This is a genomic window from Streptomyces sp. NPDC088910 (assembly GCF_044749865.1).
Classification (GTDB): Bacteria; Actinomycetota; Actinomycetes; order Streptomycetales; family Streptomycetaceae; genus Actinacidiphila.
Map to the genome: position 1 here is coordinate 605,085 of NZ_JBIVIV010000002.1, position 17,537 is coordinate 622,621.

General features: G+C 71.2%; 13 protein-coding genes. 10 read left to right on the plus strand and 3 right to left on the minus strand.

The features are described from left to right. Window positions 1–159: 159 nt before the first annotated feature. Window positions 160–798: an NAD(P)-binding domain-containing protein gene (locus ACIP4Z_RS07220; protein ID WP_391158557.1), complete on the plus strand. Its 639-nt coding sequence runs from the start codon at window positions 160–162 to the stop codon at window positions 796–798. Between the two features lie 37 nt (window positions 799–835). On the opposite strand, the gene ACIP4Z_RS07225 is transcribed toward ACIP4Z_RS07220, so the two are convergent. Further along, window positions 836–1,978, minus strand: coding sequence for a mandelate racemase/muconate lactonizing enzyme family protein (locus ACIP4Z_RS07225; RefSeq protein ID WP_401305639.1), 1,143 nt, complete (start codon window positions 1,976–1,978; stop codon window positions 836–838). A gap of 251 nt (window positions 1,979–2,229) precedes the next feature. Here ACIP4Z_RS07225 and ACIP4Z_RS07230 point away from each other — a divergent pair, with 251 nt between their 5' ends. The 8 genes from ACIP4Z_RS07230 (at window position 2,230) to ACIP4Z_RS07265 (ending at window position 13,017) form a co-directional block, all read left to right on the plus strand. Continuing rightward, window positions 2,230–3,237: a LacI family DNA-binding transcriptional regulator gene (locus ACIP4Z_RS07230; protein WP_355339792.1), complete on the plus strand. Its 1,008-nt coding sequence runs from the start codon at window positions 2,230–2,232 to the stop codon at window positions 3,235–3,237. A 130-nt stretch (window positions 3,238–3,367) separates the two neighbouring features. Next, window positions 3,368–4,771 (plus strand): ABC transporter substrate-binding protein, encoded by a 1,404-nt coding sequence (locus ACIP4Z_RS07235; protein ID WP_401305642.1) that lies wholly within the window; start codon window positions 3,368–3,370, stop codon window positions 4,769–4,771. A gap of 6 nt (window positions 4,772–4,777) precedes the next feature. After that, window positions 4,778–5,728 carry a carbohydrate ABC transporter permease gene (locus ACIP4Z_RS07240; protein WP_401305644.1) on the plus strand — a complete coding sequence of 317 codons (951 nt, stop codon included), beginning with the start codon at window positions 4,778–4,780 and terminating at the stop codon, window positions 5,726–5,728. Beyond that, on the plus strand, window positions 5,725–6,615 hold the full coding sequence (locus ACIP4Z_RS07245) for a carbohydrate ABC transporter permease (protein WP_355339801.1): 891 nt from the start codon (window positions 5,725–5,727) through the stop codon (window positions 6,613–6,615). The genes ACIP4Z_RS07240 and ACIP4Z_RS07245 overlap by 4 nt, the downstream gene beginning before the upstream one ends. Window positions 6,616–6,677: 62 nt before the next feature. Further along, window positions 6,678–8,975 carry a hypothetical protein gene (locus tag ACIP4Z_RS07250; RefSeq protein ID WP_401305646.1) on the plus strand — a complete coding sequence of 766 codons (2,298 nt, stop codon included), beginning with the start codon at window positions 6,678–6,680 and terminating at the stop codon, window positions 8,973–8,975. Window positions 8,976–9,013: 38 nt separating this feature from the next. Beyond that, complete coding sequence (locus ACIP4Z_RS07255; protein ID WP_401305648.1) at window positions 9,014–11,239, plus strand: FAD-dependent oxidoreductase; 2,226 nt, start codon at window positions 9,014–9,016, stop codon at window positions 11,237–11,239. An 11-nt stretch (window positions 11,240–11,250) separates the two neighbouring features. Further along, complete coding sequence (locus ACIP4Z_RS07260) at window positions 11,251–12,108, plus strand: NAD-dependent epimerase/dehydratase family protein (RefSeq protein WP_391121886.1); 858 nt, start codon at window positions 11,251–11,253, stop codon at window positions 12,106–12,108. 153 nt (window positions 12,109–12,261) lie between these two features. Next, window positions 12,262–13,017 carry a spermidine synthase gene (locus tag ACIP4Z_RS07265; RefSeq protein ID WP_401305651.1) on the plus strand — a complete coding sequence of 252 codons (756 nt, stop codon included), beginning with the start codon at window positions 12,262–12,264 and terminating at the stop codon, window positions 13,015–13,017. Window positions 13,018–13,136: 119 nt separating this feature from the next. Here the strand turns inward: ACIP4Z_RS07265 and ACIP4Z_RS07270 are convergent, their stop codons facing one another. Beyond that, window positions 13,137–13,715 carry a TetR family transcriptional regulator gene (locus ACIP4Z_RS07270; protein ID WP_391041776.1) on the minus strand — a complete coding sequence of 193 codons (579 nt, stop codon included), beginning with the start codon at window positions 13,713–13,715 and terminating at the stop codon, window positions 13,137–13,139. Window positions 13,716–14,050: 335 nt separating this feature from the next. Here ACIP4Z_RS07270 and ACIP4Z_RS07275 point away from each other — a divergent pair, with 335 nt between their 5' ends. Further along, window positions 14,051–16,237 (plus strand): MMPL family transporter, encoded by a 2,187-nt coding sequence (locus ACIP4Z_RS07275; RefSeq protein WP_355339819.1) that lies wholly within the window; start codon window positions 14,051–14,053, stop codon window positions 16,235–16,237. A gap of 70 nt (window positions 16,238–16,307) precedes the next feature. Here the strand turns inward: ACIP4Z_RS07275 and ACIP4Z_RS07280 are convergent, their stop codons facing one another. Beyond that, window positions 16,308–17,132 (minus strand): phosphotransferase, encoded by an 825-nt coding sequence (locus tag ACIP4Z_RS07280; protein WP_391041775.1) that lies wholly within the window; start codon window positions 17,130–17,132, stop codon window positions 16,308–16,310. Between the last annotated feature and the right edge of the window lie 405 nt (window positions 17,133–17,537).

Here is a 17,537-nt window from a genome sequence, read left to right on the forward strand (position 1 = left end):
CGGTGCGTATCGGCTTCCCTACCGTATCCGTCAGACGATCGCCGCTGGTCACGGCGCCGGGCGGGGACTGGTCGCAGCGCGGGTCAAGGCGCTGGTCACGGCACAGGCCACGGGCGCGGCGCGGGCCACGGCACAGGGGCACGGTCGAGGGAGCGAAGGATGCGGATCGGGATTCTCGGTACGGGAACGCTGGCGCGGGCGCTGGGCGAGGGCTGGCTGCGCGCCGGGCACGAGGTGGTGGTCGCGGGGCGCTCGACGGCCAAGGCGGCGGCGCTCGCCGAGGCGCTGGGCCGCGGCACGCGGGCCGTCGCGCCGCGGACGGCCGTCAGCGGGCGGGACGCGGTGCTGCTCGCCGTCGCCTGGGACGGCGCGGAGGACATGCTGGGCGCGGCGGGCGCGGCCGAGGGACTGCTGGCCGGGACGCCGCTGATCGACCCCACGAACGCGGTGGCGCACGGCGCCGGAGTCCTGCTCACGGGGCCCGCCGAGTCCATGGCCGGGCGCGTCGCCGCCCGCGCCCCCGGCGCCCATGTGGTCAAGGCGTTCCACCTCTTCCCCTCCACCCAGTGGACCGACCCCGTCGGGCCCACCGTCACCGTCCCGATCTGCGGCGACGACCCGGCCGCGCTGGACGTGGTCGCCCGCCTCGTCCGGGACGTGGCCGCGACCCCGGCCGTCCTCGGCGGACTGGACCGCGCCCGCCAGGTCGAGGAGGTCGCGGGCTTCGTCATCACCCTGGCCTTCGCGGGCCACGACCCCAACGCGGCCGTCCCGGTCGTCCCGTCCCCGGTCGCGTAACGCCCGCCGAATCCGCGTCCGACGTGCCCTGATCCGTCTACCAGTTGGTGAAGGCGCCGTCCGGCGTGCGCAGATGGGGCCGTTCGGTCGTCGTGGCGCGGTGGGCGCGGGCGGCGTCGCGGTCGAGGGTGACGCCGAGGCCCGGCGCGTCGGTCGGGGTGACGCGGCCGGGGGAGATGGCCGGGCGGGTGGGGAAGAGCGCGGCGATGGCGGGCTCGGGGTCCGTCTGGTGCTCCTGGATCGCCACATTCGGGCAGGCCAGGTTGAGTTGGAGCGAGGACGCGGCGGTGACCGGGCCCAGCGGATTGTGGGTGGCGAGCTTGATGTGGTGGGTCTCCGCCATCGCGGCGATCTTCTTCGCCTCGGTCAGCCCGGCCGCGACCCCGATGTCGACGCGGGCGTAGTCGATCAGCTCCTCCTCGATCAGGGTCCTGAACTCCCATTTGGAGCCGTACTGTTCGCCCGCCGCCAGCGGTACGCCGGTCCGCGCGCGCAGCATCCGGTAGCTCTCGGGGTTCTCGCTGCGCAGCGGGTCCTCGACGAAGTACGGGCGGGCCGCCTCGATCTCGCGGCACAGGGTGACCGCCTCCGGCGGGTCGAGCCGGGTGTGCACGTCCAGGATCAGCTCGATCTCGTCGCCGAGCGCGTCCCGCACCGCGTGGAACAGGCTCACCGAATCGCGCAGGCAGCGCCGGGCGTCGAGGACGTCGTCCACGTCGTGCGGCGCGGAGAAGCGCACATGCCGCCAGCCGTCGGCGACCAACTCCCGGCAGCGGTCGAGGAATCGCTCGCGGTCGTGGTAGTCGTCGCCGACGTGCACGTACGCCGGGACCCAGTCCCGTACGCGTCCGCCGAGCAGGTCGTGCACCGGTACGCCGAGCGCCTTGCCGCGGATGTCCCACAGGGCGACGTCCACGGCGGCGATGGCGGCGCCGATGATGCGGTCGGCGGGGAAGAAGCCGCGGCGGAACATCACCTGCCACAGGTGCTCTATGCGCCGCGGGTCCTCGCCGACGATCAGCTCCGCGAGGTGTTCGAGGCCGCCCGCGACCGCCCGCTGCCGGGATCTGATGCCGACCTCGCCCAGGCCGTGGATGCCCTCGTCGGTGTCGACCACCACCAGCATCATGCTGTCGCCGTGGTCGGGGAGGGTCAGCACTTCCAGGCCGGTGATCTTCATCCCGCTCCTCCGTGAGTGAGGCCCCCGCGAGTGAGGCACTGTGCGCGGTGCCGTCCGCGGCCGGTGAGCCGCTATGAAAACGTTCCCGCAACTTCATCATGCTTGCTGAGAACGCATCATCCGCAAGGACCGCCCTGATCCGCAAGACCCTGCTGCACTGGAGATTTTCATTGCGGTAACACTCTTGACACCTCCGGGAACGTTCGCAAAGATCCACGGCATCCGGCAGCAGCGACGCGAGGAGGCGGTCCGTGGCAATCACGATCCGGGAGGTGGCGAGCGCCGCGGGCGTATCGGTGTCGACGGTCTCCCGCGCCTTCACGGCGCCCGACCAGGTGCAGCCGAAGACCCGGCAGCGCATCCTGGAGGCCGCGGCGAAGCTCGGTTACGCGCCGAACCCGGCGGCGCGCAGCCTGCGCGGCGGCGGCACGGGCACGCTCGGGCTGATCATCCCCGACATCGCCAACCCGTTCTTCCCGCCGATCGTCAAGGCGATGCAGGCCCGCGCCCGGCGGCTCGGCTACACCGTGCTGGTCGCCGACAGCGACGAGCGCGAGGCCGACGAGCTGGAGACGATCGCGGCGGTCTCCAAGCGGGTCGACGGCCTGGTGCTGTGGGCGTCCACGCTCACCGAGGACCGGCTGGGCGAACTGGCCGACCAGATGCCGCTGGTGGTCGTCAACCGCCATGTGCCCGGCATCCCCGAGGTACGGATCTCGCTGTCGGCCGGGATCGCGCAGGCCGTGGAGCACCTGCGCGCGTACGGCCACCGCCGGTGCGTGTTCATCAACGCCTCACGGGACGAGCTGAGCCGCGGCAAGTCCATCCACGAGTCCTTCGAGGCGCAGGACGTCTCCTTCGTCGAACTCGGGCCCTACGAGCCGCGGTTCGAGACGGGCGTGCTGGCCGCCACGCTGGTCGCCGCGCACGGCGCGACGGCCGTGCTCGCCCACAACGACCTCGTCGCCCTCGGCGTCCTGCACCAGATGGCGAGCCTCGGCGTGAGCGTGCCCGGTGACGTCAGCGTCATCGGCATCGACGACACCCTGCTCGCGTCCGTATCCACCCCCAGCCTCACCACCATCAGGATCGACCCGGAGGAGGTCGCCACCCGGGCGGCCGACCTGCTCCTGGAGACGATCGCGGGCCACGGCGCGGCGCGTGCCGACGCGCCCGCCGACCCGCGGGCCACCCCCTTCGTGGAGATCGGCTCCCGGCTGGTCCCCCGCGCCTCCACCGGGCCCGCGCCGGGCCGCTGAGTCACCCGCCGTACCCGCGGCCCACCGGCCGCCACGGCGCACATCGGCGCGACCCGCCCCGGGAACCGCGTCCCCCCATTCACAGCAAGGCACCCCGCACCGACCTCACCCTGCCCTCCGTGGAGACGAAATGTCCAGACAAACCCGTAATGCGGCCCTTCTCGGCTGCACCGCCATAGCCGTGTCCGTGGCCCTCACGGCCTGTTCCGCCGTCACCCCGAGCAAGTCCGGCGGCGGCGACGGCGGCGGCGACCTCACCCTCCGCGTCCAGGGCATGCCGCCCGCCACCGACAAGGCCGCGCTGACCCTCTTCAAGCAGCAGGTCGCCGACTTCGAGAAGGCCAACCCCGGTATCAAGGTCAAGGGCTCCACCACCGTCTTCGACCCGCTGACCTTCTCCGCCAAGCTCGCCGGCGGCAACGTCGAGGACGTCATCAAGGTCCCGCTCACCGAGCCGCAGCGGCTGATCCAGCAGAAGCAGGTGCAGTCGATCAGCGGCCAGCTCCAGTCGTGGGACCACTTCAAGGAGTTCAACCCGCAGGTCCTCAAGCCGCTGAGCGACAGCGCGGGCCAGGTCTACGGCGTCCCGCAGAATCCTTACGCCCAGGGCCTGGTCTACAACCGCGCGCTGTTCAAGGCCGCCGGGCTCGACCCCGACAAGCCGCCCACGACGTGGGACGAGGTCCGCGCCGACGCCAAGGCGATCGCCGCGAAGACCGGCAGGGCGGGCTTCGTCCAGGAGTCCAAGGACAACCAGGGCGGCTGGCAACTCGCCATGCTCTCCTACGCGTTCGGCGGCGACCTCGAACAGCGGCAGGGCGACACGTACACCGCGACCCTCACCGGCGAGGCCACGAAGAAGGCGCTCGGCCTGCTCAAGGACATGCGCTGGAGCGACAAATCGCTCGGCCGGAATCTGCTGAACAACCAGAACGACGTCATCAAGCAGTTCGCGGCCGGACAGGTCGGGATGTTCATGGGCAGCCCCGGCACCTACCGGCTGGCCAAGACGCAGTTCGGCATGGAGAACACCGACGACTTCGGCGTCGCCTCGATGCCGCAGTCCGGCGGCAACGCGACCCTGACCGGCGGCGACATCTACATGGTGCCGAAGTCCGCCGACACCAAGCACGCGGCGGCCGCCGTGAAGTGGCTGACCTTCGCCTACGCCGAGCCGCAGTACAGCACGGAAGCCGCCGCGGGCCAGGCCAAGGCGCTGGCGGCCGACCCCAAGTCGGCGGTCGGCGTACCGACGTTGCCGGTCTTCGACACCGCGCGGCAGACCGAGATCAACGCGGCGATCAAGCCGTACGTGAACGTCAAGCTCGACAACTTCGCGCCGTACACCCAGGGGCTGGGCAAGCTCGACCTCAAGCCCGAGCCGCCGTACGAGGCGCAGACGCTGTACACCGCGCTCGACCCGGTCGTGCAGGCGGTGCTCACCGACCGCGGCGCGGACGTCGACGCCCTGCTCGCGAAGGCGGAGAAGGACGTCAACGCCAAGCTCGCCACCGACCAGTCCACCCAGAAGTAGCCGTTCATGAGCCTGCTCACCCACTCCCGGCACGCCGCGCCCGCACCCGTCGCCCCCGCCAAGGGGAGCGCGGGCCGCCGCCGCGGCGGGACCGCCGCGCGCAAGCAGATCACGGCCTGGCTGTTCCTGCTCCCGGCCGTGCTGGTCTTCGGGCTGTTCGCCTGGTGGCCGATCGTCCGCAGCCTGCTGCTGAGCTTCCAGCGGACCAACCTCGTCGATCCCGCCGTCTGGGTCGGCTTCGACAACTTCCGCGCGGTCTTCGACGATCCGCTGCTCGGCACCGCCGTCGGCAACACCCTGTTCTTCGTCGGCCTCGGTCTGCTGATCGGGTTCCCCGCGCCGCTGATCCTGGCCGCGGTGATGTCGACGGTACGGCGCGGCGCGGGGGTGTACCGCTTCCTGGTCTATCTGCCGGTCGTCATCCCGCCCGTGGTCGCGATCCTGCTGTGGAAGTGGTTCTACGACCCGGGCAGCGGCCTGTTCAACACCGCGCTCGGCAAGGTCGGCCTCGGCCCGTACACCTGGCTGGAGTCCTCCGACACCGCGATGCTCTCGCTGGTCCTGGAGGCCACCTGGGCCGGGATGGGCGGCGCCGTGCTGATCTACCTGGCCGCGATGGTCGGCATCCCCGGCGAGCTGTACGAGGCCGCCGAGGTGGACGGCGCGGGCGTCTGGCGCCGGATCTGGCACATCATGCTGCCCCAACTGCGCTCGGTCATCGGCCTGTTGCTGCTGGTCCAGCTCATCAACACCGTGCAGGTCTTCACCGAGCCGTACGTCTTCACCGGCGGCGGCCCCGACAACGCGACGCTGACCGTACTGCTGCTGATCTTCCGCTACGCCTTCCAGGACGGCGAGTACGGCCAGGCCGCCGCGCTCTCCTTCCTGATGGTGCTCGCGCTGGGCCTGCTGTCCGGGGTGTATCTGCGCGCCACCCGCGGCTGGAGCACGTCATGACCCTGCTGAGCGAATCCCTCACCACCTTCGTCTCCGCCCACGACCGGCGGCGGCCCGGCGTACGGGCGGCCGTCCGCTCCGTCCAGGCGCTGACGCTGATCCTGCTGCTGCTCATCGGCATCGGACCGCTGTACTGGATGGTCAAGGGCGCGGTGTCCGCGCCCACCGAACTCACCAACCACCCGCTGGCGTTGTGGCCCGACCGGCCGCGGCCGGGCAACTTCGCCACCGCGTACACCGACCTGAGCGTCGGCCGCTATCTGATGAACACCTTCCTGGTGGTCGGCGGATCGTGGTTCGTGCAGCTCTTCGTCTCCGCGACGGCGGGCTTCGCGCTGTCGGTCCTCAAGCCGCGCTTCGGCAAGGCCGTCTACGGCGCGATCCTGGCCACGATGTTCGTGCCGTACACGGTGAACATGGTCAGCCTCTTCATGACCGTCATCGACCTGCCGCTGCTGCACCTCAACCTCGGCGACACGTACTGGGCGATCTGGCTGCCCGCCGGGACCAACGGCTTCACGGTGCTGCTCGCCAAGCAGTTCTTCGACGCGCTGCCGAAGGAACTCTTCGACGCGGCACGGGTCGACGGGGCGAACACCTGGCAACTGCTCACCAGGATCGTGCTGCCGATGAGCAGGCCGGTGCTCGCCGTGATCAGCCTCCTCGCGGTCATGCACAGTTGGAAGGACTTCATCTGGCCGCTGGTCGCGCTCACCGATCCGGAGAAGCAGCCGATCAGCGTCGCCCTCGCCCAACTTGCCACCCAGGCACCGCAGGACCAGCTCATCGCGGCCATGGTGCTCGCCGTCGCGCCGCCGATCCTGTTCTTCGCCGTCGGCCAGAAGTACATCGTCGCCGGGCTCGGCTTCACCGGCGTCAAGGGCTGAGTACGCCCGCACCCCCGCTTCATCCACGCACCTTCTCTTCGGGACAAGAGAGAGGCACCTCCATGCCAGTCGCACGCCGCACATTCCTCCAGGGCACGGCCGTCGCCACCGGGGCCGCGCTGCTCCCGGCCGTCTCCGCCCAGACCGCGCACGCCGCGGGCGCGGTCACCGTCTCCGCCGACGGCATCACGCTCGTCGGCCAGAGCGACGGCAGCGTCCTGATCAGCGACGGCTCGGGCACCGCCCGCGTCCTGATCAGCCACTTCATGATCAAGGACAGCGTCCTCGGCCAGCAGCGCACCTACGGCGGCACGCCGACGCAGGTCACGCTGCCCGACGGCCGCCCCGCCGTGCGGATCACGTACACCATGGGCAGCGGCGCGTCCGGCGTCACGGTGCGCGGCACCTTCGACGTCACCGCGCACAAGGCCCACATGTCCTGGGAGGTCGGCGGCTCCACCACCCTGACGCCCACCGGCTTCATGGTCGCCCGCACCGTCCAGACGCCGAGCGCGGCCGAGTCGTACGAGGCGCTGACCACCTGGACGAAGGACCCGCGCGGCGGCATCCCGTACGAGGTCGACGCGGGCGCCGCGTACACCGAGACCTGGTCCGACACCCGGGGCTCCTTCTGCCTGGCCGCCAGCAACTCCACCTATACGACGGCCACATGGCTGCACACCCCCGGCGCGTCTACGGGCACGGACACCGCCGCCACGACGGTGGACTTCGTCCTCGGCGGGCTGCGCCCGCGCGGCGCCGGGGTGCTGGCGGCGGGCAGGCCGCTGGGCGTGGAGGTGTGGACCGACCAGCCGTTCAACCTCTACAAGACCGCCGGGCAGACGATGACGCTCAAGGCGCAGGTGGTCAACGGCGGTTCGGCGGCCAAGCCGGTCACCGTGACGTGGTGGGCGCGGGACTTCGCGGGCACGCAGATCGCGGGCGGCACCGTCTCGCAGACCGTCGCCGCGGGCACCGCCTGGGACGCCTCCTTCCCGGTCGCCGCCCCCGCGCACGGCATCGTCTTCACCGAGGTCAGCGCCGTGAGCGGCGCCGACTCCGCGCTCGCCAGGACCAACCTGTCGGTGCTGCCCGACTTCGCCTACCAGGCGGGCGGCGAGTCGATGTTCGGCCTCGCCAACTACCCCTGGCTGCTCAAGCCGAGCCAGGCCGACGTGCTGGCGCTGCTGAAGCTGATCGGTGTGAAGCGGATCAGGATCGCCTACGCGGGCGCGCCCGGCATCGACACCGCGACCCTCGACGCCCACGGCATCCACCACAACGTGGAGCTGAGCGGCATCCCGATCGGCGGCAGCGCGGACCAGATCGCCGCCTGGGCCGACACCAACACCGCGAAGGCGACCGCCGCCGCCGCGGAGTACTTCGAGGTCGGCAACGAGGTGAACGCCCCCTGGATGGAGGGCCGGGGCGTCGGGGCGTACGTCAGCGACGGGCTGAAGCAGGTCACCGACCGGCTGACGGCGGCCGGTTCCACGATGAAGGTCATGAACGCGGGCCTCGGCGGCATGGACTACGTGTGGACCGAGAAGTTCCAGCAGGCGGGCGGCTGGGACCTCATCGACGCCTTCGCCTTCCACCCGGGGCGCGGCAACTTCACCCCCGACTACGCCCCTTCGCCCGACGACTGGGTGGAGGGCACCACCGGCACCTACTGGAACTTCCTCGGCGCGCTGCGCAAGGCCAAGGAGATCATCGCCGAGTACGGGCCGAAGGAGCTGTGGATGTCCGAGGCGTACGCCCCCACCAAGCCCAACTCCTGGTGGCAGGACACCTACCGGCACGCCGCCGAGAACGTGCTGCTGAGCCTGGCGCTGGCCAAGTCCGAGGGCGTACGCGGCGTCAACTGGTACCAGTTGCACGACTCGACGATCCACCACCCGCAGGAGGCCGACCCGGACAACGTCGAGTTCCACTGCGGCATGATGCACCGCGACACCAGCGCCAAGCCGTCGCTGCTGGCGTACGCGACGGCCGCGCGCGTCCTCGACCAGGCCACGTACGTACGGCCGTTGGTCTTCGCCGACGCGGACGTGAAGGGGCTGCTGTTCACCACGCCCTCGGGCCCGGTGTCGATCCTGTGGACCCGCAAGGACGGCTACGTCCTCAACGCCGACCACGGCGCCGACTCCTGGTACGCCTCGCCCGAGCCGTGGACCGACCCGTGGCCGACGAAGACGCAGGTCGTCGCGCACTCCGGGACCGTGGCCGGGACGGTGCGGGAACTCAACTGCGTCGGCGAGGAGCGGACGTTGAACGCGGCCGGCGGGAAGGTCACGCTCACCCTGGACGGAGCGCCGCGCGTCTACTACGGCCTCGCCGCCAACCCCGACTGGAAGTAAGCACGTCATGAGGGGCCGAGAAGAGTCATGAGGACGTCATGAGGAACGACACCGCACGGCACGACATCACCGTCGTCGGCGGCGGCCTGGCCGGGGTCTGCGCGGCCGTCGCCGCCGCCCGGCTGGGCCGGACCGTGGCGCTGGTCAACAACAGGCCGGTGCTCGGCGGCAATTCGAGCAGCGAGGTCCGCGTGTGGGTCTGCGGTGCCACCGGGCACGGCAAGAACCACCACGCCCGCGAGGGCGGCATCATGGGCGAGCTGTTCGTCGAGAACCAGTACCGCAACCCGGACGGGAACCCGTACTACTGGGACACCGTGGTGCTCGACGCCGTGCGCGCCGAGCCCAACATCACGCTGTACCTCAACACCGATGTGCGCGAGGTCGACGCCGAAGGTCCCGACGACGCGCGCCGGATCACCGCGCTGACCGGCTGGACCATGGGCTCCGAGCGGCGCGTCCGCTTCGAGAGCGAGGTGTTCCTCGACTGCACGGGCGACGGTCTGATCGGCTACCTGGCCGGGGCCAGGCACCGCATCGGCCGCGAGGCGCGCGCGGAGTACGACGAGCCGTGGGCGCCCGAGACCGCCGACGACATCACGCTCGGCTCGACGCTGCTGTTCTACACCAAGGACGCCGGCCGCCCCGTCAAGTACGTGCCGCCGGACTTCGCCAAGGACATCACCACGACGTCCATCCCGCAGCGCCGCATCATCAAGGCGGGCGACAACGGCTGCGCGTACTGGTGGATCGAGTTCGGCGGCGAACTGGACACCGTCCACGACAACGAGCGCATCCGCGACGAGCTGTGGTCGGTCATCTACGGCATCTGGGACCACATCAAGAACTCCGGCGAGTTCGACGCCGAGACCATGACGCTGGAGTGGGTCGGCTCGCTGCCCGGCAAGCGCGAATACCGCCGCTTCCTCGGCGACTACGTCCTCCACCAGGGCGACATCCTCGGCCAGACCGAATTCGCCGACCGCGTCGCCTTCGGCGGCTGGTCCATCGACCTGCACCCGCCGCAGGGCATGTACGCCACCGAGGCGGGCGCCAAACAGCGCTACGCGGACGGCATTTACCACATTCCGTACCGCAGCCTGTACTCGGTGAACACCGCCAATCTGCTCTTCGCCGGGCGGAACATCTCCGCCAGCCACGTGGCCTTCGGCTCGACGCGGGTGATGGCCACCTGCGCGACGATCGGGCAGGCGGCGGGCACGGCGGCGGCGCTGTGCGCGGACGCCGGGATCTCCCCGCGCGAGCTGGAAGTGGCGTCGCTGCACCGGGCGTTGCTCCGCGAGGACGCCTCGGTGATCGGGCTGGCCTCCGACGACCCGGACGACCTGGCGCTGCGGGCGACGGCGACGGCGTCCAGCACCCTGGCGGACCTGACCGTCGAGACCTCCGACGCCACCTGGCCGCTGACCGCCGACGCGGGCCTCGTCCTCCCGGCCGACCCCGCGCTCACCGGCCTCGAACTGCTGCTGGACGCCGCGCGCGACACCGTGCTGACCGTCGAGCTGTACGACCCGGAGCTGGGGCAGAACTATGTGCCGCGCCGCCTGGTCGGCTCGGTGTCGGTCCCGGTCGCCGCAGGGCACGGGCAGTGGGTCAAGACCGGACTGGAGTGGGCGCCGGACACCCCGCGCAACGCCTTCGTCGTCGTCCGCGCCGACCCGGCGCTCGCGCTGCGCGTCGCCGACCGGCCGACGCCCGGCGTGCTGTGCTTCACGCGGGTGCCGCTGCGACCGCAGGACGAGTCGCCGCAGCCGCTGCGCGAGTGGACGGACTCCGGCCTGCTGCGGCGGACCTTCTGCCTGCGGGCGGGGGAGACGGCCGCGTTCGCGCCCGCCAAGGCGGTCGACGGATACGCCCGGCCGTACGCGGGCCCGCACCTGTGGGTCTCGGAGCCGGTGCGCGAAGGCACGCCGGAATGGCTGGAGTTGGCGTGGCCCGAGCCGGTCGCACTGCGCCGGATCGAGGTCGTCGCGGACGACGACGTCAACGAGGACCTGATCAATCTGCACCACCACAGGACCCCCTTCGACACGCTCCCGACGCTGGTACGGGACTATCGGGTGGAGGTGCGCGACGCGGCCGGGGCCGACTGGCGGGTGGTGGACCGCGTGACGGCCAACCGGCGCCGCCGTCGGGTCCACGTCCTGGAGGAGCCGGTCACCGCCCGCGCGGTACGGATCGTCGTCGAGGCGACCAACGGCGCCGCGTCCGCGCACGTCGTCGCCGTACGGGCCTACAGGTAAGGGAGTTGGCGGTGGTCACAAGGGTGCTGGTCACCGGGGCGGCCGGGCGGATCGGACGGGCGGTCCTCGCGCTGCTCGCCGAGCGCGGCGTCGAGGCGAACGCGCTGGTCCTCGACGACCCCGGCGACCTGGGCCGGCTCGGCGCGCGGCTGGTCGTGACCGGCGACGCGGCCGACCCGGAGACCGTCCGCAGGTCCCTGGACGGCGCTGACGCGGTCGTCCACCTGGCGGCGATCCCGACGCCCGAACGCAACACGCCGCAGGAGGTGTTCAGCGGCAACACGCTCGCCACCTTCTCCGTACTGGAGGAGGCCGGGCGGGCCGGGGTGCGACACGTGGCACTGGCCAGTTCGTGGGGGGTCACGGGACTGCCCTGGACCGGCGACCCGGCCCCGCACCCGCCGTACGTCCCCGTGGACGCCGCCATGCCCGGCCAGGTCGAGGACCCGTACGGGCTGTCCAAGCAGGTGGACGAGGTGACCGCCGCCATGATGGCGCGTCGGCACGCCATGAGCGTGGTCTGCCTGCGCTACCCGTACGTCGGCGGCTTCGAGGAGCGGCTGCGGGCGCACGCGGCGCTGGTCACCGAGCAACCGGCGTACGGCGCGCGGGACTTGTGGACGTATCTGGAGGTCGGCGACGCGGCGCGGGCCGCGCTGCTGGCCCTGCGGGTGACGGAACCCGGCGCGCATGTCGTGCACGTGTGCGCGCCCGAGATCCTGGTGCCCTTCCCCACCGAGGAGTTGATGCGCCGCTTCCACCCGACGACCCGCGTACTGCGTCCGCTGCCCGGCCGTACGGCACCGGTCGACACGGCGGCGGCGCGGCGGCTGTTCGGGTTCACGGCGGAACGCCTGATCGACGGGTGAATCGACGGGTGAGGTGACACCGGCCGGTCGGTGCCCGGACGGCGCCCGGTCGGCCGCGCGGTCGGGCTGGCGGTTGACGGCTGGTGAGGCGGAGGCCGCGCGGGCCGCTACCTTGGCCCGTACAACGCTGCCGTCGGGCCGGAGGAAAAGCACGTGAGCCGTCGCTTCGAGGAGATCGACTGGCGTCCGACGCCGATGGGCGAGATCAGCCTGCGGCGACGGCGGGACGTGGCGACCGGCGAGGACGTGCACGAGGTCAAACTCGGCGACGAGTTCCTGATGTCGAGCCTGTTCACCGCCGGTGAGATCGCGCTGTCCCGGCTCGGCCTGGCCGAACTCCCGGACGGGGACGGGGACGGGGACGGGGACGATGGAGGGGACTCGTACGCGGATGTCGCCGTCGGCGGGCTCGGCCTCGGCTACACCGCGCGCGCGGCGCTGGAGGACGCGCGCGTACGGTCGCTGGTCGTCATCGACGCGCTCGCCGAGGTGATCGGCTGGCACCGGGAGCATCTGGTCCCGCTGGGCGCGGAGTTGACGGCCGACCCGCGCTGCCGCTTCGTGCACGGCGACTTCTTCGCCCTGGCCGCCGACGCCGACGGGCTCGACCCCGAGACGCCCGGCCGCCGCTTCCACGCCGTGCTCCTGGACGTCGACCACTCGCCCGCCCACGTCCTCCACCCCCGGCACGCCGCCCTCTACCGCCCGGACGGCCTGCGGCGGCTGGCCGCCCACCTCCACCCCGGCGGCGTCTTCGCCCTGTGGTCCAACGACCCGCCGGACGACCCCTTCACCGCCACCCTCCGCGAGACCTTCGCCACGGCCGAGGCCCACGTCGTCACCTTCCCCAACCCGCTCCAGGACGGCGAGGCGACCAACACGATCTACGTGGCGCGCACGGCGTCCTGACGTCGGCGCCGTAATGACGGACCGTCAGGCGGGCGCCGTGGTCAAAAAGACGCGGGTCTCGGCGACCACACGGTCCTGGAACTCCGGCTCGCGCACCCGCGCGGTCCCACGTGCGGGCGCTACGACCTCGGCACCCGCAGAATCCGCAGCATCGTCGTCCGTAGCGCTTCCCCCAGCTCCTCGTCGGAGAGGTCGGCGAGGAGCGGCAGGGTCTCCGGGGCGAGGAGGGCGGTGCTGTAGGCGATGCGTTCGGCGGGTGTCGGCTGCTCGCCGTAGAAGAGGGTGAGGCCGCGCCGGTGCAGTGCGGCCACCTCTTCGTGGTTCTTGGTGGTGTGCCGCGCGTCCGGATCGGTGGAGGCCATCACGGCGTAGTGCCGGTTGGTGACGAGGAATTCGGCGAAGCCGTTGACCACGTGCTCGATGCGCGCCCGCCGGCCGCGCATCGCGTCGGCGTCGTCCAGCAGCGTCTCCATCCGGCGCATGCCGGGCTGCATCGCCGCGTGCAGGATGTCGCCCTTCGCGCGGAAGTGGTAGTAGACGGCGGCCTTCGTCAGGCCCAGCTCGTCGGCGATCATCTGGAGCGAGGTGGCGTTGTAGCCGAGTTCGAGGAAGAGCCGCTGGGCGGTGTCCAGGATCTGCTGCCTGGTCTGCTCGGCCTGCGCCGCACGGGTGGACATGCCCTTGGCAGGCGTCGGCATGGTTCTTGCTCCTCCTTCGTGGGCCGCGAGGACCGCACCGCAGCATACAAGCCGCCGGGGGCCCGGAAGCCGGTCGTCCGGCGGGTCACGGCCCCCTCGCGGGCCCGTCGCGGGCCGGTCGCGGGCGGCCCGTCTCACCGGCCGGGGGCTGGTCGCGGGCGTGCCGTATCACCGGCCGAGGCCCGGTCACTCGCCAGCCAAAGACTAGTCACTCACCTGCTGATGTCCAGCGACTCACCTTACGTTGGCAAGCGATTTACTTGACCTGCGGCTAGTGAATGCTTAACGTCAGGCTCGGCGTGCGCTACCCGAACCGGCCGTGGAGATATGTACCCATGTCAAGCTATTTGTACCGACTCGCCCGGCTCGCCTTCCGGCGCCGACGGCTGGTCCTGGCGTTGTGGCTGGTGGCGGCCGTGGTCGCCATCGCCGCCGCCCAGATCAGCGGCGGGAAGACCAACGACAACTTCACGATCCCCGGCACCGAGGCGCAGAACGCGTCCGACGTCCTGTCCGCCAAGCTGCCCGCCTTCAGCGGCGGCCAGAGCACGATCGTCTTCGCGACGACCCAGGGCAGCAGGAAGGTCACCGACCCGGCCACCATGAAGGTGATCGAGTCGGCCATGACCAAGCTGCGGACGGTCCCTCAGGTCTCCAACGTCGTCGACCCGTTCCAGGGCAAGCTCGTCTCGCAGGACGACAAGATCGCGCTCGGCCAGGTGCAGTGGTCGGCGGCGGCCACCGACGTCAAGGACGCCAACCTCGACCTGTTCAACGACGCGATGAAGCCCGTACGGGCGGACGGCGTCCAGGTCGAGTACAACGGCAGCGTCTATCCGGGCTGGCGGCAGGTGATCTCCGAGCTGCCCGAACTCATCGGCCTGATCGTCGCCTTCTTCATCCTGATGATCACCTTCGGGGCGTTCGCCGCCGCGGGCATGCCGATCCTGGGCGCGATCATCGGCGTCGTCACCACGCTGATGGCCATCACGGCCGTCGCGTCCGTGGTCACCATCGCCTCGGCCTCCACCACCGTCGCGCTGATGCTCGGGCTCTCCTGCGGCATCGACTACGGCCTGTTCATCCTGTCCCGGCACCGTACGAACCTGCTCAACGGCATGACGCCCGAGGAGTCCGTGCCGCTGGCCATGGGCACGGCGGGCAGCTCCGTCGTCTTCGCCGCGCTCACCGTGATCATCGCGCTGTGCGGGCTCACCGTCGTCGGCATCCCGTTCCTCACCGTCATGGGTCTGGCCGCCGCGGCCTCGGTCGCCGTCGCGCTGCTCATCGCGCTGACCCTGCTGCCCGCGATGCTCGGCTTCGCCGGGACCAAGGTCGCCACATTCACCCGGCTGCCCTGGCTCGGCGCCCGCGCGGAGCGGGTCGCCCGCCGTTCGGCCGCCGACCCGGACAGCCCCAACGGCGCCCGCTGGGCCCGCTTCGTCGTACGCCACCGCATCCTCGTACTCATCGGCGGCGTCGCCCTGCTCGGCGTGCTGGCCATCCCCGCCCTCGACATCCGGCTCGGCCTGCCCAGCAGCGCCTCCCAGCCGAAGAGCACCACCCAGCGCAAGGCGTACGACCTCACCACCGAGGGCTTCGGCGCCGGTTTCAACGGCGCGCTGCTGATCGTCGCGCAGAACACCAGCAGCCCGGCGGACACCGCGGCCATCGCGGCGCGGCTGACCAAGGTGCCGGGCGTCGTCAAGGTGACGCCGCTGGCCTCCAAGAACGGGGTCTCGCTGATCCGCGTGATCCCCAAGACCGGGCCGAACGACCCCGCCACCGCCGACCTCGTGCACACCCTGCGCGACGACCGGCAGCAGCTCGAAGGTCAGACCGGCACCGACATCCTCGTCGGCGGCACCACGGCCTCCAACATCGACGTCTCGGCCAAACTGTCCAGCGCGCTGCCGGTCTTCCTGATCGTCGTGGTCGGCCTGGCCTTCATCCTGCTGACCTTCGCCTTCCGCACCATCCTGGTGCCGATCAAGTCCATCCTCGGCTTCCTGCTGTCGATGGCCGCGGCCCTCGGCGCCCAGGTGGCGACCTTCCAATGGGGCTGGGGCCAGCGGATCTTCGGCATCACGCCGACCGAGACGATCAGCTTCCTGCCGATCATCATGCTGGCCATCATCTTCGGCCTGTCCAGCGACTACGAGGTCTTCGTCGTCTCCCGCATCAAGGAGGAGTACACGAAGAACGGCGACGCCCGCCGGGCCGTGCAGCGCGGCACCGGCCTGTCCGCCCGCGTCGTCACCGCCGCGGCCCTCATCATGTTCTTCATCTTCGTCGCCTTCATGTTCACCGACGACCCCACCATCAAGGCCATCGGCTTCAGCTTCGCCGCCGGCGTCTTCCTCGACGCCTTCGTCGTCCGCCTCACCCTCGTCCCCGCCGTCCTCGCCATCGTCCGCTCCAAGGTCTGGTACCACCCCCAGTGGTTCTCCACATACATCCCCGACCCCGACATCGAGGGCCAACGCCTCGAACACGAACTGAAATCCGGCCGCCTGACCTGACCCGCCCTGCCCTGACCTGACCCGCCCTGACCCCGGCCGCTCTGCGGTTCAGACCGAGCCGACGGCCGGCTCACCCCACACCGTCGTCCCGAGCGAAACGCCGAGCCCGCGTTCCCGCCGCAGTGCCGAGCAGCGCCTGATACCGCAAGTTGCTCGGCCGCGCGGCGTCGGGTCCGAGACGTGCTTCCCAGTCCCGGCAGACGCCCGCGACGAGCGCGGCCACGGCCACGGGGTCGGCGCTCCGCCAGGACGGGAACCGCCCGGCCCAGGCCACAGCGGCCTCGTCCGGCCAACCGGCTTCCATCAACCGCACCGCGGTGAGCGCCACGTCCACCCAGGCGGGCCCGGAAGCGACCATGGCCCAGTCCACGACGCGCGCGCCGCTCGCGCCGATCAGCAGATTGTGGGGATTGGTATCCGTGTGCAGCAACGCGTCCCCGGCCAGCAGCAGTTGCTCGTCATCCGACAGAACGTGCGCGTAGCGGTCACCCAACCGCGGCGCCAAGCCGTCGGCGGTCACCTCCTGCATACGCGCCAGCGCCCGCGCGACCAGTGCCGTGTCGGCGGAGCCCGGGGTGAGGTCGGCGTGCCGACCGTCGATGTACTCGAATACCAGCACATCCCACCCGGCGACCGTCACCCGGGCCAGCAACAACGGTGCCACCCCGGCGACCAGCGGGTTCGCCGCGACTTCCCAGTCCTGGCCGACAACCCCGTCCGTGTCCGAGACCGGAACGCCCTTGACGAACACCCGCCCGTCCGCGGTGGCCAGTACGGCGGCGGTCTGGCACGTCAGCCCCTCCGCCACCGGCACCCAACCCGTCACCGCCCCCACGTACCCGCCCACCGCTACCCGTACGGCGGACGGCAGCGCGTCCCATTCGGTACGTGGCATCCGGGCACCTCCGACGAAAGGTCCCCGAGGCGACCGCTTCGGGGCCGAACACGCTACTGCGTCGCCCCGCACTTCCGGCAGCGAATCTTGCCCGACCATCCGACCCACTCGTGATCGCAATTCGGCACGACGGTGGGCGGCCTGGTCGCGGTCGCCGGGATCTGCGCGTACGACTCCGACGCGCAGGGCCTCGCGCAGCGGTACTTCCACCAAGCGCTCCGCCTCGCAAAAGCCTCCGGTGACGGCGCCGACATGTCGCCCGCGCTGGCGACCGACCTGTACGCGATGCAGGCCAAGGCGTTCTCCCGCATGGGCGACCAGGCAGCCTCATCAGCCTGCGCGACTGGACCCCGGCCCGGACCTACGCTGCCGAAGCCGTACGCGCCCAGGCGCACGCGCGCGGTT